The following is a 22,278-nucleotide window of genomic DNA, read 5'->3' as shown; positions in this document are numbered from 1 at the left end:
CATGGCTGACTATCGGGGTAGAAAAGTCGTCATCATCGGGCTGGGCCTCACCGGGCTCTCCTGTGTTGATTTCTTTTTAGCGCAGGGCGTTACGCCTCGCGTGATGGACACCCGTGTCTCGCCGCCGGGGCTGGATAAATTGCCCGGGCAGGTTGAACGCCATCTGGGCGGCATCAACGGCGACTGGCTGCTGGCGGCCGATCTGATTGTTGCCAGCCCTGGCGTCGCGCTGGCGCATCCGATTCTCAGCGAAGCCGTCGAAGCCGGCATCGAAATTGTCGGTGACATTGAGCTCTTTTGCCGCGAGGCGCAGGCGCCGATCGTGGCGATCACCGGCTCCAACGGTAAAAGCACGGTCACGACGCTGGTGGGTGAAATGGCGAAAGCCGCAGGCTGGCAGGTGGGCGTCGGCGGCAATATTGGTCTTCCCGCGCTGAGTCTGCTGCAGTCACCGGCGCAACTCTATGTACTGGAACTTTCGAGTTTTCAGCTGGAGACCACGCACAGTCTGAAAGCCGCGGCGGCAACCATACTTAACGTCAGCGAAGATCATATGGATCGCTATCCGCTGGGTATGCAGCAGTATCGCGCTGCTAAGCTGCGGGTCTATGAGAATGCACAGGTCTGCATCGTTAACGCCGATGATGCCCTGACGATGCCGGTACGCGGCGCGGACACCCGCTGCGTCAGCTTTGGTGTCGATTTCGGGGACTACCACCTTAACAAGCAGCAGGGCAGTATCTGGCTGCGGGTAAAAGGCGAGAAGGTCCTGAACACGGCTGAAATGAAGATGGTGGGACAGCACAACTACACCAATGCGCTGGCTGCGCTGGCGCTGGCCGATGCGGTGGGTCTGCCACGTGCCTCCAGTCTGGCCGCCTTAACGCACTTTAACGGTCTGGCGCATCGCTTCCAGCTGGTCCATGAGCATCAGGGCGTGCGCTGGATCAATGACTCCAAAGCCACCAACGTCGGCAGCACCGAAGCAGCGCTGAATGGCCTGCAGGTGAAGGGAACGCTGTGGCTGCTGATGGGCGGTGATGGCAAGTCGGCCGATTTTACGCCGCTGATCCCCTGGCTGCAGGGCGACAATGTGCGCCTTTACTGCTTTGGTCGCGATGGCGATGCGCTGGCGGCGCTGCGTCCTGAAATCGCCGTGCGCACTGAGACCATGCGCCAGGCGATGGAGCAGATTGCGCCGCAGGTTAAAGCAGGCGATATGGTTCTGCTGTCGCCAGCCTGCGCCAGCCTTGACCAGTTCCGTAACTTTGAGCAGCGCGGTGAGCAGTTCGCGCAACTGGCGAAGGAGCTGAGCTGATGCGTATTCCTGGCGCCGGACTGGCGGGATATTTCTCAGGACGCCTGAAAGACTGGGTCATGGGCGCACGCGAAAGTGATGACTCTTCGCTGGTGCTCTATGACCGCACACTGCTATGGCTGACGCTGGGCCTGGCGGTGATTGGTTTCGTGATGGTGACGTCGGCTTCAATGCCGGTGGGTCAGCGTCTGAATGACGATCTCTTTTATTTCGCCAAGCGCGATGCCTTCTACATCGTGCTGGCTGTATGTATGGCGCTGGTCACGCTGCGGGTGCCGATGGATTTCTGGCAGCGCTACAGCAACGTGATGCTGATGGTCACGGTCGCGATGCTGCTGATTGTTCTGGTAGTCGGTAGCTCGGTTAACGGTGCATCGCGCTGGATCGCGCTGGGTCCGCTGCGTATTCAGCCTGCAGAGCTGTCGAAGCTCTCTCTGTTCTGCTATCTCGCCAGTTATCTGGTGCGCAAAGTGGAAGAGGTGCGTAACAACTTCTGGGGCTTCTGTAAGCCGATGGGCGTGATGGTGGTGCTGGCCGTGTTACTGCTGGCGCAGCCGGATCTCGGTACGGTGGTTGTGCTGTTTGTGACGACCCTGGCGATGCTGTTCCTGGCGGGCGCCAAACTGTGGCAGTTCCTGGCAATCATCGGTTCCGGCATCTTTGCGGTGATCCTGCTGATCATTGCAGAACCCTACCGTATGCGCCGTGTGACCTCGTTCTGGAACCCGTGGGAAGATCCCTTTGGTAGCGGCTACCAGCTGACCCAGTCACTGATGGCATTTGGTCGCGGGGAATTCTGGGGCCAGGGGCTTGGTAACTCCGTGCAAAAGCTGGAATATCTGCCCGAAGCGCATACCGACTTTATTTTCGCCATCATCGGGGAAGAACTCGGCTACGTCGGTGTGGTAATGGCACTTTTAATGGTATTCTTCGTCGCTTTTCGTGCGATGTCGATTGGCCGTCGTGCTCTGGAACTGGATCAGCGTTTTTCCGGCTTTTTAGCGTGTTCAATCGGAGTCTGGTTCAGCTTTCAGGCGCTGGTTAACGTCGGTGCGGCAGCCGGTATGTTACCGACCAAAGGTCTGACCTTACCGCTGATCAGTTACGGTGGGTCAAGTCTGATCATTATGTCGACTGCCATCGTCTTTTTATTACGCATAGATTATGAAACGCGCCTGGCGAAAGCGCAGGCGTTTACCCGAGGTGGTCGATGAGCGGTAAGCGATTGATGGTGATGGCAGGCGGAACCGGCGGACATGTCTTTCCCGGTCTGGCTGTCGCCCATCATCTGATGGAACAGGGCTGGCAGGTCCGCTGGTTAGGCACTGCCGACCGTATGGAAGCCGATCTGGTGCCAAAGCACGGCATCGACATCGACTTCATCCGCATCAGCGGATTACGTGGTAAAGGCATGAAGGCGTTGCTGCTGGCACCGCTGCGCATCTTTAATGCATGGCGTCAGGCCCGTCGCATCATGAAAGCCTGGCAGCCGGATGTGGTGCTGGGCATGGGTGGCTACGTTTCCGGTCCTGGCGGCTTAGCGGCCTGGAGCTGCGGTATTCCGGTGGTGCTGCATGAGCAGAACGGCATTGCCGGGCTGACCAACAAATGGCTGGCGAAAATCGCCACGAAAGTATTGCAGGCGTTCCCGGGCGCGTTTCCGGCCGCCGATGTGGTGGGAAATCCGGTTCGCACTGATGTACTGGCACTGCCTTTACCCGCGCAACGTCTCGCGAATCGTCATGGCCCGATACGGGTGCTGGTGATCGGTGGCAGTCAGGGTGCGCGGATACTGAACCAGACGCTGCCGCAGGTTGCCGCGCTGGTGGGTGATGAGATCACCCTGTGGCATCAGACCGGTAAAGGGTCGTTGCCCGAAACAGAGAAAGCTTATCAGCAGGTCGGGCAGACGCAGCACAAGGTGACCGAGTTTATTGATGACATGGCTGCCGCCTACGCCTGGGCTGATGTGGTGGTGTGCCGCTCCGGCGCGTTAACCGTGAGCGAAGTCGCTGCCGCTGGCTTACCGGCGATTTTCGTGCCATTTCAGCACAAAGATCGCCAGCAGTACTGGAACGCGCTGCCGCTGGAGAAAGCGGGCGCCGCCAGAATTTTTGAGCAGCCGCAATTTACTGCGGAGGCTGTAGCGGATCAGCTACGCCACTGGGATCGCGCAACACTGCTGACGATGGCTGAGCAGGCCCGTCAGGTGGCGATCCCCGATGCGACTGAACGGGTCGCTCAGGAAGTGGCTCGCGCCGCAAAGTAATCATTCCGGTCAGCGCGTCTGACCTGTACCCGGACTGGGTACAAACTGAAATAGCAGGTAACTGAGAGCGATGAATACACAACAATTGGCAAAACTGCGTTCTATCGTGCCCGAGATGCGTCGCGTCCGGCACATCCACTTTGTCGGCATCGGCGGTGCTGGCATGGGCGGTATTGCCGAAGTGTTAGCAAATGAAGGCTACCATATCAGCGGTTCAGATCTGGCCCCTAACCCGGTGACGCAGAACCTGATTGCGCTGGGTGCCACCATTTATTTTAACCATCGCCCCGAAAACGTGACCGATGCCAGCGTCGTGGTGGTTTCCAGCGCCGTTTCGCAGGATAACCCCGAACTGGTGGCGGCACGTGAACAGCGTATCCCGGTGATCCGTCGCGCGGAGATGCTGGCTGAGCTGATGCGTTTTCGTCACGGCATCGCCGTTGCGGGTACCCATGGCAAAACGACCACCACGGCGATGGTGTCGAGTATTTATGCGGAAGCGGGTCTCGATCCGACTTTTGTTAACGGTGGACTGGTCAAAGCAGCAGGCACCCATGCCCGTCTGGGTCACAGCCGGTATCTGATTGCTGAAGCGGATGAGAGCGATGCGTCGTTCCTGCATCTGCAGCCGATGGTGGCGATTGTGACCAACATCGAAGCTGATCATATGGACACTTATCAGGGCGATTTTGAGAACCTGAAGCAGACGTTTATTAACTTCCTGCACAACCTGCCGTTTTACGGTCGTGCGGTAATGTGTGTGGACGATGCGGTTATTCGTGATCTGATCCCTCGCGTGGGACGCCATATCACCACGTACGGTTTCAGTGATGATGCTGACCTGCGCATTGAAAATTATGAACAGAGTGGCGCGCAGGGGCATTTCACCTTGATCCGTCAGGATAAAGCACCGCTGCAGATTACGCTGAACGCGCCGGGACGCCACAACGCCCTGAATGCGGCAGCCGCCGTCGCCGTCGCCAGTGAAGAGGGCATTGAAGACAATGCTATCCTGGCTGCGCTGGAGAGTTTCCAGGGCACGGGCCGTCGCTTTGATCTGCTGGGTGAATTCCCGACAGAGCCGGTCAACGGACAGCCGGGCACCGCGATGCTGGTTGATGATTACGGTCATCATCCCACCGAAGTGGACGCGACAATTAAAGCCGCGCGCGCAGGCTGGCCGGATAAAAAACTGGTGATGGTGTTTCAGCCGCACCGTTACAGCCGCACCCGCGATCTGTTTGATGATTTCGCCAACGTACTGTCGCATGTGGATGTGTTGCTGATGCTGGATGTTTACTCTGCCGGTGAAACCGCTATTCCGGGTGCTGACAGCCGGTCGCTGTGCCGTGCGATTCGTAATCGCGGCAAGGTGGATCCGATTCTGGTGCCGGAACATGACGCGCTGCCAGAGATGCTGGCACCGCTGCTGTCAGGCAATGACCTGATTCTGGTGCAGGGAGCCGGTAACGTCGGCAAGGTTGCCCGCAAGCTGGCTGACACTAAGCTCCAGCCGGAACGCAAAGCGGAGGATCGTCATGGCGGATAAAGTTGCAGTATTAATGGGTGGCACCTCGGCAGAGCGCGAGGTTTCGCTGAACTCAGGTCAGGCCGTCCTCGCCGGATTACGGGAAATGGGCATTGATGCGCATGGCATCGATACCCGTGATGTCTCTGTGCTGACGCTGAAAGAGCAGGGCTTTACCAAAGCCTTTATCGCACTGCATGGCCGGGGCGGAGAAGATGGCACGCTGCAGGCGGTGCTGGAGTTCCTGCAACTGCCGTATACCGGCAGCGGCGTGATGGCATCGGCCGTGACTATGGATAAGCTGCGCACCAAGCTGCTGTGGCAGGGACGTGGTTTACCGTCAGGAAAGTTTGTCTGGCTGACGCGTCAGCAGTTTGATGCCGGTCTGGACGCAGAAAACAACGCGGCAATTGCGGCACTTGGCCTGCCGTTGTTCGTCAAGCCAGCCTGTGAAGGCTCCAGCGTGGGCATCAGTCGGGTTAACGATCTGAGCGCGCTGCCGGCGGCACTGGACATGGCGTTTAAGCACGACAATGACGTGCTGGTCGAAGCGTTTCTCAGCGGCGCGGAGTACACCGTCGCGATTGTGGGCGATCGTATTCTGCCCTCGATTGAAATAAAGAGCGCCAGCGAGTTCTATGACTATGAAGCTAAATACATTTCTGACGATACTCAGTACGTCTGTCCGGCCGATTTAAGCGCTGAACGTGAAGCGGAATTACAACAGCTGGTACTGGCGGCCTGGCGTGCGCTGGGATGTCGCGGCTGGGGACGGGTTGATGTGATGACCGACGGGGAAGGGCGCTTTCAGTTACTGGAAGCCAATACCTCACCGGGCATGACCAGCCACAGTCTGGTGCCAATGGCAGCGAAACAGGCGGGCATGAGCTTCCCGCAGCTGGTTGCCCATATTCTGGAGCTGGCCGACTGATATGTCACAGGCGGCGATGAGAGTTCGAAACCGTGAACCGCAGGAGCGTATTCGCACCGGGCGCAGTAACGGTGCCCGACTGTTCGGCATTATTTTTCTGCTGATCGTCATCGGGATTATGGTTGCTGGCGGGCTGGTGGTACTGAAGTGGATGAACGATGCGTCCCGGCTGCCATTGTCAAAACTGGTGGTGACAGGACAGACGCATTACACCACACACGATGATATTCGTCAGGCGATTTTGTCGCTGGGTCCGCCTGGTACGTTTATGTCTCAGGACGTGGACATCCTGCAGCAGCAGATTGAGCGGCTGCCCTGGATTAAGCAGGTCAGCGTACGTAAGCAGTGGCCGGACGAACTGAAGATCCACCTTGTGGAGTACACACCGGTGGCGCGCTGGAACGATTTGCACATGGTGGATGCTGAGGGTGTCTCCTTCAGCGTACCCGCCAGTCATGTCGGCAAAGAGACAATGCCGATGTTGTACGGGCCGGAAGGGAGTGAGAAAGAGGTCCTGGCGGGCTATCACAGCATGGATGATGTGCTGAAAGCCCGGAAGTTTACTCTGAAGGTGGCGTCGATGACGGCGCGGCGTTCATGGCAGCTGGTCACCAGCGACGATGTTCGTATCGAACTGGGCCGCAGCGACACCATGAAACGACTGAATCGCTTTATTGAGCTCTACCCGGTGCTGCAACAGCAAGGTCAGAACGAGAGCAAACGTATCAGCTACGTGGATTTACGATACGACTCTGGCGCTTCTGTTGGCTGGACACCGATCGTGATGGAGCCACAGGACAGTAATCAGCAACAGAACCAGGCACAGGCTAAACAACAATGATCAAGGCAACGGACAGAAAACTGGTAGTTGGACTCGAAATCGGCACTGCGAAGGTTGCCGCCCTGGTTGGGGAAGTTCTGCCCGATGGTATGGTCAACATTATTGGGGTGGGCAGCTGCCCTTCCCGCGGTATGGATAAAGGTGGCGTAAACGACCTTGAGTCGGTGGTGAAATGCGTTCAGCGCGCCATCGATCAGGCTGAGCTGATGGCAGATTGCCAGATCTCCTCCGTCTACCTTGCTTTATCGGGCAAACATATTAGTTGTCAGAACGAAATCGGGATGGTTCCGATTTCCGAAGAGGAAGTGACTCAGGATGATGTAGAGAACGTCGTACATACCGCCAAATCGGTGAGAGTACGTGACGAGCATCGCATCCTGCACGTCATTCCTCAGGAATACGCCATCGACTATCAGGAAGGGATTAAAAATCCGGTCGGGCTTTCCGGCGTGCGTATGCAGGCGAAAGTGCATCTGATCACCTGCCACAACGATATGGCGAAGAACATCGTTAAAGCCGTTGAGCGTTGCGGGCTGAAAGTGGATCAGCTGATTTTTGCCGGTCTCGCCTCCAGTTTTGCCGTTCTGACTGAAGACGAACGTGAGCTGGGCGTGTGTGTTGTCGATATTGGTGGCGGTACAATGGACATAGCCGTATATACCGGCGGCGCTTTACGGCACACTAAGGTTATTCCGTATGCAGGCAACGTCGTTACCAGCGACATCGCCTATGCGTTTGGCACACCACCAACGGATGCTGAGGCGATCAAAGTGCGCCATGGTTGCGCGCTGGGCTCGATTGTCGGCAAAGACGAGAACGTTGAGGTGCCGAGTGTGGGCGGACGTCCACCACGTAGCCTGCAACGTCAGACGCTGGCTGAAGTGATTGAGCCGCGTTATACCGAACTTTTGAATCTGGTCAATGACGAGATTCTGCAGTTACAGGAACAACTGCGTCAGCAGGGCGTGAAGCATCACTTAGCCGCAGGCATTGTCCTGACCGGTGGTGCAGCGCAAATCGAAGGACTGGCGGCCTGTGCGCAACGCGTATTCCATACGCAGGTGCGTATCGGACAGCCGCTGAATATTACCGGCCTGACTGACTATGCGCAGGAATCGTACTACTCCACTGCCGTGGGACTGTTGCATTACGGCAAAGAGTCGCACATGAACGGTGATGCAGAGACCGAAAAACGGGTCTCAGTAGGTAACTGGTTCAAGCGTATTAACAGTTGGTTAAAAAAAGAGTTTTAATTTTTGTGAAAGGGGATCATGCTGTTTTCTTTAGTGATCTCCAGGCGACAGGCACATAACGGAGAGAAATCATGTTTGAACCTATGGAATTAACCAACGACGCGGTGATTAAAGTCATCGGCGTCGGTGGCGGCGGCGGTAACGCCGTAGAGCACATGGTACGCGAGCGTATCGAAGGTGTGGAATTCTTTGCTGTGAATACCGACGCGCAAGCGCTGCGTAAAACAGCTGTCGGCCAGACCATTCAGATCGGTAATAACATTACCAAAGGTCTGGGTGCGGGTGCGAACCCGGAAGTGGGCCGTAACTCTGCAGAAGAAGATCGCGAAGCACTGCGTTCTGCGCTGGAAGGGGCAGACATGGTCTTCATCGCAGCAGGTATGGGCGGCGGTACCGGTACCGGTGCAGCGCCTGTCGTGGCTGAAGTGGCTAAGGAGCTGGGTATCCTGACGGTGGCGGTTGTCACCAAGCCGTTCAACTTCGAAGGCAAAAAGCGCATGGCGTTTGCCGAGCAGGGGATCGCCGAACTCTCTAAGCATGTCGATTCACTGATCACCATTCCAAACGACAAGCTGCTGAAAGTGCTGGGCCGTGGTATCTCTCTGCTGGATGCGTTTGGTGCAGCTAATGACGTGCTGAAAGGCGCCGTTCAGGGTATCGCTGAGCTGATTACCCGTCCTGGCCTGATGAACGTCGACTTTGCTGACGTGCGTACCGTCATGTCCGAAATGGGCTATGCGATGATGGGTTCAGGCGTCGCGTGCGGTGAAGATCGTGCGGAAGAAGCGGCTGAAATGGCGATCTCCAGCCCACTGCTGGAAGATATCGACCTTTCTGGTGCGCGTGGCGTGCTGGTCAACATTACGGCGGGCTTCGACCTGCGTCTGGATGAGTTCGAGACCGTGGGTAACACTATCCGCGCCTTCGCCTCTGACAACGCGACCGTCGTGATCGGTACCTCACTGGATCCGGAAATGAATGACGAACTGCGCGTCACCGTGGTGGCAACCGGTATCGGCATGGACAAGCGTCCTGAAATCACCCTGGTAACCAACAAGCCAGCCAGTCAGCCAGTGATGGATCATCGCTATCAGCAGCACGGTATGTCACCGCTGCCGCAGGAGCAGAAACCTGCTGCCAAAGTCGTTAACGACCAGGCTGCGCAGTCGAACAAAGAGCCCGACTATCTTGATATTCCGGCCTTTTTACGTAAGCAGGCCGATTAGGATTAACCCTATAATTGGGATTCTCCGCTCTTTGTGCTAAAGTCTCTGTCCGCTGGTAAAGTATACTGGCGGTCGGACAGGTGATATTGCGAGATAATACGATGATCAAACAAAGGACATTAAAACGTATTGTTCAGGCGACTGGTGTCGGTTTACATACCGGCAAAAAAGTCACCCTGACATTACGCCCTGCGTCGGCTAATACCGGGGTCATCTATCGTCGCACCGACTTGAATCCACCGGTAGATTTTCCGGCTGATGCAAAATACGTGCGCGACACCATGCTGAGTACCTGCCTGGTGAATGATGAAGGCGTGCGTATTTCCACGGTTGAACACCTCAATGCCGCCCTGGCGGGTCTGGGTATCGACAACATTATTGTTGAAGTCGATGCGCCAGAAATCCCGATCATGGATGGCAGCGCAGCACCGTTTATCTATCTGCTGATGGATGCGGGTATCGAGCAGCTCAACAGCGCGAAGAAATTTGTGCGTGTTAAGCAGACCGTGCGTGTGGAAGAGGGTGACAAATGGGCCGAGATCAAACCGTTTAACGGCTTCTCACTCGATTTCACCATCGACTTCAAACACCCGGCTATCGATTCCAGCTCACAGCGTTATGCGATGAACTTCTCTGCTGACGCCTTTGTTCGTCAAATCAGCCGGGCGCGTACATTTGGCTTTATGCGTGAAATCGAATATCTGCAGTCTAAAGGCCTGTGCCTGGGCGGTAGCTTAGATTGTGCGATAGGTCTGGATGATTTCCGCGTACTGAATGAAGAAGGCCTGCGTTTTGAGGACGAGTTTGTCCGTCACAAAATGCTGGACGCGATTGGCGACTTGTTTATGTGTGGTCACAACATCATTGGCGCATTCACTGCGTTCAAATCGGGCCACGCGCTGAACAACAAGCTGCTGCAAGCGGTTCTGGCTAAGCAGGAAGCCTGGGAATGGGCAACCTTCGAAGACGAAGCTGAACTGCCGCTGGCATTCAAAGCACCGAATCTGGTTCTGGCTTAATTACCCCGGAACGTGAAACGGCTGGTTATGCTGACACCCTCTCCGGTCAGCGGCGCCAGCCGTTTTTTATTGCCTCTTATCACACGCCTGATGACTGCGACCTCGCTCGCAAAGCGTTGTCTGTTCTGCTGATTTGCTGAACAATCACACGCGTTTTCTCTCGCCATCACTTTAATCCCAGGTGTGGATGCCCCACATTAATGATACTATCTGTGGCGCTTTTACAGGCCGAAATCCGTTGCGGCTCGCGGCGGGTACCAGAAAACAAGAGCGCAACAGAGCATGCGCGATGGAAAGGTTGTGATCGGGATTCTTCTGCGCTGGCGACAATTAGGTAGACGCTACTTCTGGCCTCATCTCCTGTTAGGGATGGTAGCGGCCAGCTTTGGCCTGCCAGCCTGTGCGCAAAGCTCCGAACTCAACGCGTCGTCTGAATCTCCGGCCAGCAGTCTCTTTCTTGGCAGTGCCACACGCTTTGATCACCTGATCCGGCTGCAGGAAGCGTCCCGACGCCCGAGCTTCAGCGTGGATTACTGGCATCAGCACGCCATCCGCACCGTTATTCGTCATCTCTCTTTCACGCTGGCGCCCCAGGCGCAGGCGGAGCAACAGACATTACCGCTGGCGGCACAAAAGCTGGCGCTGATCGACTCACTGCATAGTTTACTGACATCACATTCTGCGATGCACACTGCACCGCAGCAGATCTCTACGCCGCCTCTTTTCACGGCCGTTACCCGTTCATGGGTAGAGTGGCATGCCAGCGTGCATGGCATTCGCGCCGGACCTGCCCGATTGTTCTGCTAATATTTTTGGTTTTATTCACTCTGTTAAGATTTCGCAGTCCGGAATGCTCCGGCTGAATTGAGAATATATTTATTATGTTAAGCAAAATATTAACCAAGGTTTTTGGTAGCAGTAACGATCGTACCCTGCGTCGTATGCGTAAAGTGGTGGACGTCATCAATAAGATGGAGCCCGATTTTGAGAAGCTCTCTGATGATGAACTGAAAGCGAAAACTGACCTGTTCCGCGAACGCCTGAAAAAAGGTGAATCGCTGGAAAGCCTGATCCCGGAAGCGTTCGCAACCGTGCGTGAAGCCAGTAAACGCGTGTTCGGGATGCGTCACTTCGACGTGCAGCTGATCGGCGGCATGGTGCTGAACGATCGCTGCATTGCTGAGATGCGAACCGGTGAAGGTAAAACGCTGACCGCAACGCTGCCAGCCTATCTGAATGCGCTGTCCGGCAAAGGCGTTCACGTGGTTACCGTCAACGACTATCTGGCACAGCGTGATGCGGAAAACAACCGTCCGCTGTTTGAGTTCCTGGGTTTAACCATTGGTATCAACATGTCGGGGCTGCCGGCGGTGGCAAAGCGTGAAGCTTACGCAGCAGACATCACCTACGGCACCAACAACGAATATGGCTTCGACTACCTGCGCGATAACATGGCTTTCAGCCCGGAAGAGCGTGTACAGCGTAAACTGCACTATGCGCTGGTGGATGAGGTCGACTCCATCCTGATCGATGAAGCGCGTACGCCGCTGATCATCTCTGGTCCGGCAGAAGACAGTTCTGAACTTTACACCAAAGTGAACAAGATCATCCCTCATCTGGTGCGCCAGGATAAAGAAGATACCGAAACCCATCAGGGTGAAGGCGACTTCTGGGTCGATGAAAAAGCGCGTCAGGCTCACATGTCTGAGCGCGGTCTGGTCAAAGTGGAAGAGCTGCTGGTCAGCGAGGGCATCATGGAAGCGGGCGAGTCACTCTACTCTCCGACCAACATCATGCTGATGCACCACGTCACTGCGGCGCTGCGTGCGCACGCACTCTTTACCCGCGATGTGGATTACATCGTGAAAGATGGTGAAGTGGTGATTGTTGATGAACACACCGGCCGTACCATGCAGGGTCGTCGCTGGTCTGATGGTCTGCATCAGGCGATTGAAGCGAAAGAAGGCGTTGAGATCCAGAACGAGAACCAGACGCTGGCCTCTATCACCTTCCAGAACTACTTCCGTATTTACGAGAAGCTGGCCGGTATGACCGGTACCGCTGATACCGAAGCATTTGAATTCAGCTCCATTTATAAGCTCGACACCATTGTCGTGCCGACCAACCGTCCGATGGTGCGTAAAGATCTGGCTGACCTGGTCTACATGACCGAGAAAGAGAAGATCGATGCCATTATCGAAGATATCCGTGAGCGCACCGCCAATGGTCAGCCGGTGCTGGTGGGAACCATCTCGATTGAGAAATCAGAAGTGGTCTCTAACGAACTGACCCGTGCCGGTATCAAACATAACGTTCTGAACGCCAAATTCCACGCCCGCGAAGCGGATATCGTGGCGCAGGCCGGTCAGCCGGGTGCGGTCACTATCGCCACCAACATGGCCGGACGTGGTACAGATATTATGCTGGGCGGCAGCTGGCACGCTGAAGTGGCCGAACTGGAAGAGCCAACTGAAGCGCAAATCGAAGAAATTAAAGCGGCATGGCAGATTCGTCATGATGCGGTTCTGGCGTCAGGTGGTTTACACATCGTCGGTACTGAGCGTCACGAATCGCGTCGTATCGACAACCAGCTGCGTGGTCGTGCAGGTCGTCAGGGTGACGCCGGTTCTTCTCGCTTCTACCTGTCGATGGAAGATGCGCTGATGCGTATTTTTGCCTCAGACCGCGTCTCGAATATGATGCGTAAACTGGGCATGAAGCCAGGCGAAGCGATTGAGCATCCGTGGGTCACCAAAGCGATTGCCAATGCCCAGCGCAAAGTTGAGAGCCGTAACTTCGATATTCGTAAGCAGCTGCTGGAATATGATGATGTGGCTAATGACCAGCGTCGCGCGATCTACAGTCAGCGTAACGAGCTGCTGGATGTGTCTGACGTTAGCGAAACCATCAACAGCATTCGCCACGACGTCTACAAAGTCACCATCGATACTTACATTCCGCCGCAGTCGCTGGAGGAGATGTGGGACGTGCCAGGCCTGGAAGAGCGTCTGCGCACCGACTTCGATCTAAACCTGCCGATTGCAGAGTGGCTGGATAAAGAGCCCGATCTGCATGAAGAAGTGCTGCGTGAGCGCATCATGACCCATGCTATGGAAAGCTACGCTGAGAAAGAAGAGATCGTTGGCGCAGAAATGATGCGCAACTTCGAAAAAGGCGTGATGCTTCAGACGCTGGATTCGCTGTGGAAAGAGCATCTGGCAGCGATGGACTATCTGCGTCAGGGCATCCATCTGCGCGGCTATGCGCAGAAAGATCCGAAGCAGGAGTACAAACGTGAATCCTTTGCCATGTTTGCTGCGATGCTTGAATCACTGAAATATGAAGTGATCAGTACACTGAGCAAAGTGCAGGTGCGCATGCCAGAAGAAGTTGAAGCGATGGAGCAACAACGTCGCGAAGAAGCTGAACGTCTGGCACAGCAACAGCAGCTGAGCCATGTTGAAGAGGATCTGCTGGCAGCCGCAGAGCCTGTGGCGGAGCAGAGTGGTGAACGCAAAGTCGGCCGCAACGATCCCTGCCCATGTGGTTCCGGTAAAAAGTACAAGCAGTGTCATGGCCGCATCGCCTGAGACTGAATGCTAATAAAAAAGGAGCCGCTGGCTCCTTTTTTTATGGTCTCTGCCACCCAGGCAACTGTGACTCCGCTGAGCTAAAGCGGTTAACATCCGCTACGGCATGCTCTAAAATCAGGCTTCATTCACCCATTACTACCGGATAGTCTCCATGAAGCACCTGCAGGTTGCAGTTGGCATCATTCGCAATGCCAGTAAACAAATTTTCCTTGCCCAGCGCGCGGCGACCTCTTACATGGCGAACAAGTGGGAGTTTCCTGGCGGTAAGATTGAAGTGGGCGAAAGCGCCGAACAGGGATTGATAAGGGAACTTCAGGAAGAGACCGGGATTGAGGTCACCGAGGCACGCCCGATTGGTCATGCAGACCACAGTTATGACGATCTGCGCGTGACGCTGCATTTCTTTCTGGTCGAAGGGTGGAAAGGAGAGCCGTGGGGCAAAGAGGGTCAGCCGCAGCGTTGGGTTGATCAGCATGCGTTGGTCGCGGAGGAGTTTCCGCCCGCGAATCATCAGCTGATTGCGCGTCTGATCGCCGGCGAACTCTGAGCGGATGGGGCAGCGTGCCCCATCCGGTTCGGCTGTCAGCGATCTTCTTCACTCCAGTTGTCACTGTCGTTCATATCGTCGCGGCTGGGAATGCGTTTCTCTTCTGCGGCCCACTCACCTAAATCAATGAGCTGGCAGCGCTTACTGCAAAAGGGGCGCCACGGGCTGAGTTCATCCCAGATCACATCTTTGCCGCACTGCGGACAGGCAACGGTCATCACTTCTTGCTGCATTTTTACCTCTAACAACAGGCCAGTTGAAAATTAAGGCGGGCCGGAACTTCACCACGCTCACTATCAAGCGGCATAAAACGAATGGCGTAGCGGCTTTTATGTCCGGACACCTGTGGATAGAGCGCATCCTCCAGCGACAACTGCAGTCGCAGCAGATCGGCGCCTTCGGCATTATCCTGATAAAAACCATTAAGGCTGGTCTGCACATGAAACGCGCCGGACTGGCGGATCAAATCCAGTATCATCGCCAGCGCATGATGCAGTGGCTCCAGCGTCAGCATCCAGGCTTCGACCTGCGCATCGCGTGCTTCCTGTGGCAGATGGAGCCAGATGTGCAGGCCCGGCAAATCAAAGCTGCAGCATCCACCAGGGATGCTCAGGCGCTGCCGCACCAGGGCAATCAGACGGTCCTCGCGTAGTTGCTGGCCCATACGTGGGGCATTCATTAACTGCGTCGACTGAATTTTGAGTTTATCGCGCAGGGCATTAACCAGCGTCATATCAACACCTGGCACATCAGCCCATGCACGTAACTTTTGCTGCTGACGCTCCAGCTCTTTTAACAATTCAGTACGCATATCGCCACGCTCAAAAATGTCGAGCAGTTCGCTAATCAGGCGAAAAAAGGTCAGCGCATTAACGGTTTTATCCAGTGGGACAATTTCATCTAACTGATTGATCAAAAACTCAACCCGTAACCAGGTTCGCATTTTTTCATTCAGAGGGTGTTCAAACAGAACGGGTGTGCTCATGGTATTAATCCTGTTTCGTTGCCGCCAGCCTGAGATAGCGCTGATGGAGTTCGGCAACCTGCGGCAAGGCGTCGTCGGGCTCGCCACTGTTATCAATAATGTCATCGGCACAGGCGAGGCGCTGCTGGCGCGTCGCCTGTGCGGCAAGAATGCGTTTCGCCTGCGCGACGGAAAGATGATCACGCTGCCGGGTGCGCGCTAACTGCGTTGCCTCATCAACATCCACCACCAGTACCCGATCAGCCTGGTGCTGTAACTGATTTTCCACCAGTAGCGGCACCACCCAGAGCACATAAGGTGTGGTGGCTTCGGCGATCAATTGACGCGTCCGGGCATTAATCAGTGGATGCAGCAGCGCGTTTAACCAGCTTTTCTCTTCCGGCTGCTGAAAAATAATGTCGCGAAGCCGGCTACGATCAAGCTTCCCCTCATCAGTCACTATCGACGTGCCATAGCGCGCCTGAATGGCCTGCAAAGCGGGTGTGCCGGGTTCGACAACTTCACGTGCTATCAGGTCAGCATCAATAATTTCCACGCCAGACGCTGCGAATGCCTGGGCAATCGTACTTTTACCACTGCCGATCCCCCCTGTAAGCGCGACGATATAGGGCATGTTTTTCACCTGACTTCTCTTTTCGACAGGGCTTCAGGGTAATGATCTGTATAAAAAACGCAAAAATGCGCTTCAGATCACACCGATAAAGCACAATTAAATTTAACGGATTGTAGCGTAAATAAAGTGAAATTCGCAGTCTTGTCGCGCAGCGAGAGGCGCGTATCATAACGTCACTGGAGCTGTGCTTACTTCGTGAACGACGATTCATTGCCACTTACCAGGACACTGTTTATGCGTATTGAAGAAGATTTAAAACTGGGCTTTAAAGATGTCTTAATCCGCCCCAAACGCTCCACGCTGCAAAGTCGCTCACAGGTTGAGCTGGAACGCAGCTTTACCTTCAGACATTCGGGCCTGAGCTGGAGCGGCGTACCGATTATCGCCGCCAACATGGATACCGTCGGCACATTTTCAATGGCTGAGGCGCTGGCCAGCTTCAATATCCTTACAGCAGTCCATAAGCATTACAGCGTAGATGAGTGGCGCGCGTTTATTCAGCGCGTCCCCGCGACGGTATTGAAACATGTGATGGTTTCAACCGGCACCTCGGAGGCCGATCTCAATAAACTGGTTGCGATTATGGCGCTGTCAGACGATCTGCAGTTTATCTGCATCGACGTGGCCAACGGCTATTCTCAGCATTTTGTTGATTTTCTGCAGCGCGCCCGTGAAACCTTCCCGGCTAAAACCATCTGTGCCGGTAACGTGGTAACGGGCGAAATGGTGGAAGAGCTGATTCTCTCTGGCGCGGATATCGTCAAAGTCGGCATTGGCCCGGGTTCGGTCTGTACAACCCGGGTGAAAACCGGCGTGGGCTATCCGCAGCTTTCCGCTGTCATTGAATGTGCCGATGCGGCGCATGGCTTAAGCGGACAGATTGTCAGTGATGGCGGCTGTTCAGTGCCTGGCGATATTGCGAAAGCGTTTGGCGGCGGTGCCGACTTCGTGATGCTGGGTGGCATGCTGGCGGCACATGATGAGTGTGAAGGGCAGGTGGTCGAAGAGAATGGCGAAAGCTTTATGCTGTTTTACGGCATGAGTTCCGAATCGGCGATGAAGCGTCACGTTGGCGGTGTGGCGCAATATCGCGCAGCAGAAGGTAAAACGGTGAAGCTGCCATTACGTGGCCCGGTTGCTGACACCGCGCGCGATATCCTGGGTGGACTGCGTTCCGCCTGCACTTATGTGGGGGCGGAGCGGCTGAAAGAGCTGACCAAGCGCACCACCTTTATTCGGGTTAATGAGCAGGAAAACCGCGTTTTCAACCGATAGTTATCCGGGGCGCAGCCTGCGCCCCTTAATGCATCGCATCACCCAGCCCGAACACCGGCAGATACATCGCAATCACCAGCGTGCCGACAATGCCGCCAATCACCACCATCATCATCGGTTCCAGCGAAGCAGCCAGTGTGTCAGCGCGCTCACGGGTTTCTGCCTCATGCCATTCCGCCAGACGAGCCAGCATTAAATCCAGCGCGCCCGCCTCTTCGCCGACGCGAACCAGCTGACCGCATAATGGTGTGAACAGCGGATGATGCATCAGCGCCTGATGCAGAGGATTCCCCTGAGCAATGTGCTGCTGCAGTCCGGCCATTGCTTCCCGCCATAGCAATGATGAGAGCGTCACTTCAACGGCAGCCAGTCCCTGTAGCAAAGTTAACCCGGCGCGCTGTGTCAGATTCAGAATGGTGTAGATCTGCGTCAGCTGCGTGCCACGCCATAACCCGGAAAGCAGCGGGATGCGCAGGAAAATCGCCTGCTCACGGCGCTGCCAGCCCGCAGAGCGTCGTCGTAACTGATGCCAGGCTGCCAGCATCAGCGATACGCTGATGGCTAACACCGCTCCCCACTCCTGAAGCGCGGCAGATAACTGCATTACCGCTGCCGTAAAGGCGGGCAGAGGGGCATCAAAGGAGTCATAGACGGCAACGAACTCTGGCAGAACGAACAGCAGCATGCCGCAGGTGACCGCAATCGCCACCAGCAGAATGAACAGAGGATAACGCAGCGCCTTCGCCACCTGATGCCATAACTGCTGTTGCCGGATCTGCTGCCGGGCCAGCTCACTGCAACAGGTATCCAACTGACCGGTCAGTTCGCCCACCTCCATCAGGGCCGGATAGAGTGCCGGAAAAATCTGCGGCCATTCACGTAAAGCCTGCGAAAAAGGGGCACCGCTGAGTACCCGATGATGCAGGACAAGCATCAGAGCACGCCAGCCTGCATGCGGATGGCCCTCAGCCAGCAAAGCCAGACTCTCTGCCAGCGGCAGTCCCGCTTTGAGCAGGGTTGCCAGCTGACGAATCAGATCGGTTTTGTGCTGCCACTTCCACTCCCTCTGACGCCACACTTTTTCTCGCTTCCAGCTCACCGGCAGAAGATCGCGCTGCGCCAGCATCAGCAGCAGGTTATCACTGTCGATAGCCAGTAGCTGGCCACTGACTAACTGGCCCTGGCTATCGACCGCCTGCCAGCGAAATAAAGACGCATCAGCCATCGTCCAGCCCAATCACCCGTTGCATCTCTTCCAGCGAGGTATCACCCCGGCTTACCGCTTCCAGGCCAGACACCAGCAGGGTGCGTAATCCCTGCTGTTTCGCCAGGCTGAGCAGATTCTCCAGCGGCATTTCGGCGGCGATCGCATTTTGCAGCCTGGCATTGATCGGCAGCAGTTCAAACAGCGCCAGCCGGCCAAAATAGCCGGAAAAACAGTGGTCGCAGCCGGATGCCCGCCAGGTTTGCAAGGTACCGGGCCAGAGTTCCGCAGGATAGTGCGCCACCGCCTGAGCGGGCTGACGGCAGTGGGGACAGAGGCGTCGAACCAGGCGCTGAGCAACAATCAGTTTCAGCGCCGACCCCAGAAGATAACCGGGAATACCCATCTGTCGCAGCCGGGTCAGGGTCTCGGCGGTGGAGTTGGTGTGCAGCGTCGACAGCACCAGATGCCCGGTCTGTGCCGCTTTAACCGCAATCTCCGCCGTTTCAGCATCGCGGATCTCCCCGACCATGATTACATCCGGATCCTGTCTCAGCAGCGCCCGCAGCACGCGGTTAAAATCGAGGCCGTTTTTAGCATGGATCTGCGTCTGGTTAATGCCGGGCAGGGGGATCTCAATCGGATCTTCAACGCTGCACAGATTTTTTTCCGGCGTATTCAGGGCACTGAGTCCGCTATAGAGCGTAAACGTCTTGCCGCTGCCGGTAGGCCCGGTGACCAGAATCAGCCCCTGCGGCTGCGCCAGCGCGGCGCAGAACAGGCGCAACTGCGCGGCGGGTAAGCCGAGTTTATCCAGCGACAGCGCCGCGCTTTCACTCTGCAACAGCCGGACCACCGCTTTCTCACCACCGTAGATGGGTAAGGTCGCCAGGCGAAAAGAGGCAGGTTTACCGGCGATCTCCAGACTGAACTGACCATCCTGCGGTAACCGGCGTTCGGCGATATCCAGTCCGCCGAGGATCTTCAGTCGCGCCAGCAGCGCAGCAGGCTGGGTGGCGGGCAGGGAAGATAGAGGGTGCAATACACCATCGATACGCAGACGCACACGCAGGCCATCACGGCCGGGTTCGATATGTACATCAGAGGCGCGACGCTCCAGCGCCTGACGCAGGATCAGCTGTGTCGCTTCGATCGCTGATTCTGCTGGTGCCTCTTCGCGCGCCACCAGCGGTGTGTCAGCGTGCTGAAGCTGGTCGAGCCGGGCCTGCGGCCAGCATTCAATCTCAATCTGACACTGGCTGGCAAAATGGAGGGCTTCAGCCAGCCCTGGCGGCACGCTCTCCGCGACGGCAACACGCAGCTGGCTGGCATCATGGTGCAAAACCAGGGCGCGATAGCGCTGACATAATGCCGCGATCGCCTCATCAGGCTTGCTCATCGCTGGCTCCTTTATCCGCAAAGCGGAACTGCTGCAGGCAATTGTCACGCAGGCTATTGTTGCTGCTGGTGCAACTGCGTTGCCAGCTGATGCCGCCCTCGTTGCTGTCCCAGAGCGGCAGCATTTCAACACTCAGGCCATTCAGGCTCTCCTGGCCGGTCAGCGTAATGACCCCGTTGGTCACGCTCAGTGCCGAGACATAGCGCGATCCCCTGGCAGCAGGAATACCCGCTTCTCCGGCCTGGCACTGCGTCGGGCCGCCGCGCTCCATGGCGCAAAGCTCAACAGCAGTTTTATAGGGCACCATGGTTTGCAGCATGTCGGTAAGGGCAGCACGCTGCAGATAATTTTGATAAGCGGGCAGGCCGATGGCACTTAAGATTGCCACAATACCCACCACAATCATCAGTTCAACCAGCGTAAATCCACGTTGATAATTCATCACATCGTCTCCGTATTAAGAAGGCGACAGGTTAAAAATCGGGGGCAGTAAAAGACAGGCAGAGATGGGCAAACTGGAAAGCGTGATGTGAACAGATTTCAGACTTACAGCGCAGTCGAAACTGCGCCGGAAGCAGGGTCGCAAAATCGCCGTGCTGAGTGACGGCGAGGCAGGCTATTTTTGTTTAAAGCGCATCGAGAGATCCAGCGCCCGCACATGCTTGGTCAGCGCGCCAACCGAAACATAGTCCACGCCGGTCAGGGCGATCTGTGGCAGGGTAGTTTCGGTGACGTTACCGGAGACCTCCAGCAACGCCCGACCCTGATTAAGTTCGACGGCGGCACGCATCGCTTCCAGGCTAAAGTTATCCAGCATCACGATATCGGCTTCCGCTTCCAGCGCCTGACGTAACTCCTCCAGCGATTCCACCTCAACTTCAACCGGCACATCGGGCTGCAGCCATTGCGCTCTTTCCACTGCCTGCCGAATCGAGCCGCTGGCAATAATATGGTTCTCTTTGATGAGATAAGCGTCAGAGAGGCCCAGCCGATGGTTGCTGCCACCGCCGCACAACACGGCATATTTCAGCGCAGTCCGCAGTCCGGGCAGGGTTTTACGCGTGTCCAGCAGTTGCGTCTGGCTTCCCGCCAGCAGCGCGACATAGCGGCTGACTTCGGTAGCAACGCCTGAGAGCGTCTGCACAAAATTAAGCGCCGTTCGCTCGGCGGTCAGCAGCAGCCGGGCAGGCCCCTCGATTTCAAACAGCAGCTGGTCAGCCTCGATCTGATCACCATCTTCGACATGCCAGATCAGGGTCGCGTTTGAGCCGAGCTGAATGAACACCTCTTCAACCCAGCGTTTACCACAGAAAACACCGGCTTCGCGGGTGATGACCTGCGCATCGGCCTGGGTATCGGCGGGTAACAGCTGCGCGGTGATATCGCGGTCAGCGTCGATCTCGCCCCCGAGATCCTCTTTTAACGCCAGCGCAACGCTATCCGGAATGTCACTTTCAATGCGTTTAATCAGCGCCTGACGACGGCTGTCGGGATCATAACCACGGGATGACATAGACGTTTTACTCCTGAAAGGGGAATGACAGAGGCGGTCACAATAGCCTGAACCGCCATTCGGTTCCAGCAACTGATAGCATTTTGTTTAGTATCCTTAACACGCGGTGCGTGAATGTCATCAGACCGGCACACTAAGAAGCAAGAATCCTTTATTATTCATGCTATTCTCAGCCAGGTGAAATAAGGAAAACCGCTATGAAAATCAAACAGGGCTGGCTGACCCGCGTGCGTCATGTGCCGTCGCCGCATTGCAACGAACGCCCTGATAATGAGGCACCTTCACTGCTGGTGATCCACAATATCAGCCTGCCACCCGGTGAATTTGGCGGGCCATGGATCGATAAACTGTTCACCGGCACCTTACCGCCCGATGCCCATCCCTATTTTGCGGATATCGCCGCGCTGAAAGTGGCGGCACACTGCCTGATTCGCCGTGACGGGGAGATCGTGCAGTATGTCCCCTTTGATAAACGCGCCTGGCATGCAGGCATTTCGCAGTTCGAAGGACGTGAGAACTGCAACGACTTCTCCATAGGCATCGAACTGGAAGGAACAGACAGTGAGCCTTATAGCGAGGCGCAATATCGGGCCTTGCAGCAGGTGACGCAATTACTGCTGCAACACTACCCGTTAACGCCTGCACGTATCACGGGGCACAGTGACATCGCACCGGTACGCAAAACCGATCCCGGACCTGCTTTTGACTGGGACTACTACAAACAGCTGTTAACGCAGCAAAAATCCTGATTTTTGCGGAGTCAG

General features: G+C 56.0%; 21 protein-coding genes. 14 read left to right on the top strand and 7 right to left on the bottom strand.

Features of this window, described 5'->3' with window-relative positions; genetic code table 11:
* Position 1: 1 nt before the first annotated feature.
* The 12 genes from murD (at position 2) to mutT (ending at position 14,525) form a co-directional block, all read left to right on the top strand.
* Entirely contained in the window at positions 2-1,318 is a 1,317-nt protein-coding gene (murD, locus tag LC417_RS09130; RefSeq protein ID WP_010253876.1) for a UDP-N-acetylmuramoyl-L-alanine--D-glutamate ligase, read from the top strand.
* Positions 1,318-2,532, top strand: a complete 1,215-nt coding sequence (ftsW, locus tag LC417_RS09125; RefSeq protein ID WP_010253879.1) for a cell division protein FtsW — start codon at positions 1,318-1,320, stop codon at positions 2,530-2,532. The genes murD and ftsW overlap by 1 nt, the downstream gene beginning before the upstream one ends.
* Entirely contained in the window at positions 2,529-3,587 is a 1,059-nt protein-coding gene (murG, locus tag LC417_RS09120) for an undecaprenyldiphospho-muramoylpentapeptide beta-N-acetylglucosaminyltransferase (protein ID WP_033756551.1), read from the top strand. Before ftsW ends, murG begins: the two co-directional genes overlap by 4 nt.
* 70 nt (positions 3,588-3,657) lie before the next feature.
* The gene (murC, locus tag LC417_RS09115) at positions 3,658-5,136 is read left to right on the top strand and encodes a UDP-N-acetylmuramate--L-alanine ligase (RefSeq protein ID WP_010253883.1); all 1,479 of its coding nucleotides are present in this window, start codon (positions 3,658-3,660) and stop codon (positions 5,134-5,136) included.
* Positions 5,126-6,046, top strand: a complete 921-nt coding sequence (locus tag LC417_RS09110) for a D-alanine--D-alanine ligase (RefSeq protein ID WP_010253885.1) — start codon at positions 5,126-5,128, stop codon at positions 6,044-6,046. The genes murC and LC417_RS09110 overlap by 11 nt, the downstream gene beginning before the upstream one ends.
* Before the next feature lies 1 nt (position 6,047).
* Positions 6,048-6,887: a cell division protein FtsQ gene (gene ftsQ / locus LC417_RS09105; protein WP_010253887.1), complete on the top strand. Its 840-nt coding sequence runs from the start codon at positions 6,048-6,050 to the stop codon at positions 6,885-6,887.
* Positions 6,884-8,140 carry a cell division protein FtsA gene (ftsA, locus tag LC417_RS09100; protein WP_010253890.1) on the top strand — a complete coding sequence of 419 codons (1,257 nt, stop codon included), beginning with the start codon at positions 6,884-6,886 and terminating at the stop codon, positions 8,138-8,140. The genes ftsQ and ftsA overlap by 4 nt, the downstream gene beginning before the upstream one ends.
* A 71-nt stretch (positions 8,141-8,211) precedes the next feature.
* Positions 8,212-9,366, top strand: coding sequence for a cell division protein FtsZ (ftsZ, locus tag LC417_RS09095; protein ID WP_010253892.1), 1,155 nt, complete (start codon positions 8,212-8,214; stop codon positions 9,364-9,366).
* A gap of 101 nt (positions 9,367-9,467) precedes the next feature.
* Complete coding sequence (lpxC, locus tag LC417_RS09090; protein ID WP_010253894.1) at positions 9,468-10,385, top strand: UDP-3-O-acyl-N-acetylglucosamine deacetylase; 918 nt, start codon at positions 9,468-9,470, stop codon at positions 10,383-10,385.
* A gap of 300 nt (positions 10,386-10,685) precedes the next feature.
* Positions 10,686-11,192: a secA translation cis-regulator SecM gene (secM, locus tag LC417_RS09085; protein WP_223565752.1), complete on the top strand. Its 507-nt coding sequence runs from the start codon at positions 10,686-10,688 to the stop codon at positions 11,190-11,192.
* A gap of 74 nt (positions 11,193-11,266) precedes the next feature.
* On the top strand, positions 11,267-13,975 hold the full coding sequence (secA, locus tag LC417_RS09080; protein WP_010671827.1) for a preprotein translocase subunit SecA: 2,709 nt from the start codon (positions 11,267-11,269) through the stop codon (positions 13,973-13,975).
* A gap of 154 nt (positions 13,976-14,129) precedes the next feature.
* Positions 14,130-14,525, top strand: coding sequence for an 8-oxo-dGTP diphosphatase MutT (gene mutT, locus LC417_RS09075; protein WP_033780583.1), 396 nt, complete (start codon positions 14,130-14,132; stop codon positions 14,523-14,525).
* Between the two features lie 35 nt (positions 14,526-14,560).
* On the opposite strand, the gene yacG is transcribed toward mutT, so the two are convergent.
* Genes yacG through coaE form a run of 3 tightly spaced genes read right to left on the bottom strand, consistent with a single transcriptional unit; the run spans position 14,561 to position 16,123 of the window.
* On the bottom strand, positions 14,561-14,758 hold the full coding sequence (gene yacG / locus LC417_RS09070) for a DNA gyrase inhibitor YacG (protein ID WP_010253903.1): 198 nt from the start codon (positions 14,756-14,758) through the stop codon (positions 14,561-14,563).
* A gap of 8 nt (positions 14,759-14,766) precedes the next feature.
* Positions 14,767-15,510 (bottom strand): cell division protein ZapD, encoded by a 744-nt coding sequence (gene zapD / locus LC417_RS09065; RefSeq protein WP_033756556.1) that lies wholly within the window; start codon positions 15,508-15,510, stop codon positions 14,767-14,769.
* 4 nt (positions 15,511-15,514) lie between these two features.
* Positions 15,515-16,123 carry a dephospho-CoA kinase gene (gene coaE / locus LC417_RS09060; RefSeq protein ID WP_010253911.1) on the bottom strand — a complete coding sequence of 203 codons (609 nt, stop codon included), beginning with the start codon at positions 16,121-16,123 and terminating at the stop codon, positions 15,515-15,517.
* 234 nt (positions 16,124-16,357) lie between these two features.
* Between coaE and LC417_RS09055 the strand changes: the two genes are divergently transcribed.
* Positions 16,358-17,398 (top strand): GMP reductase, encoded by a 1,041-nt coding sequence (locus LC417_RS09055; protein WP_010671832.1) that lies wholly within the window; start codon positions 16,358-16,360, stop codon positions 17,396-17,398.
* A gap of 25 nt (positions 17,399-17,423) precedes the next feature.
* Here the strand turns inward: LC417_RS09055 and hofC are convergent, their stop codons facing one another.
* From hofC to nadC, 4 genes are all read right to left on the bottom strand, one after another.
* The gene (hofC, locus tag LC417_RS09050) at positions 17,424-18,623 is read right to left on the bottom strand and encodes a protein transport protein HofC (RefSeq protein ID WP_223565751.1); all 1,200 of its coding nucleotides are present in this window, start codon (positions 18,621-18,623) and stop codon (positions 17,424-17,426) included.
* Positions 18,616-20,001: a type II secretion system protein GspE gene (gene gspE / locus LC417_RS09045; RefSeq protein ID WP_223565750.1), complete on the bottom strand. Its 1,386-nt coding sequence runs from the start codon at positions 19,999-20,001 to the stop codon at positions 18,616-18,618. Before gspE ends, hofC begins: the two co-directional genes overlap by 8 nt.
* On the bottom strand, positions 19,988-20,443 hold the full coding sequence (gene ppdD, locus LC417_RS09040) for a prepilin peptidase-dependent pilin (RefSeq protein WP_223565749.1): 456 nt from the start codon (positions 20,441-20,443) through the stop codon (positions 19,988-19,990). Before ppdD ends, gspE begins: the two co-directional genes overlap by 14 nt.
* 174 nt (positions 20,444-20,617) lie before the next feature.
* A complete protein-coding gene (nadC, locus tag LC417_RS09035) occupies positions 20,618-21,514 on the bottom strand; it encodes a carboxylating nicotinate-nucleotide diphosphorylase (RefSeq protein ID WP_033756563.1) in 897 nt (298 codons plus the stop codon).
* Positions 21,515-21,711: 197 nt separating this feature from the next.
* On the opposite strand from nadC, the gene ampD reads away from it, so the two are divergent.
* Positions 21,712-22,263, top strand: coding sequence for a 1,6-anhydro-N-acetylmuramyl-L-alanine amidase AmpD (gene ampD / locus LC417_RS09030; protein ID WP_010671836.1), 552 nt, complete (start codon positions 21,712-21,714; stop codon positions 22,261-22,263).
* Positions 22,264-22,278 lie beyond the last annotated feature (15 nt).

Source organism: Pantoea sp. OVA07A, from assembly GCF_019969975.1.
In the GTDB taxonomy this organism is placed as follows: Bacteria; Pseudomonadota; Gammaproteobacteria; order Enterobacterales; family Enterobacteriaceae; genus Pantoea; species Pantoea agglomerans.
The sequence above is the reverse complement of the archived record's forward strand: the minus strand, read 5'-3'. Positions and strand labels throughout refer to the sequence as shown.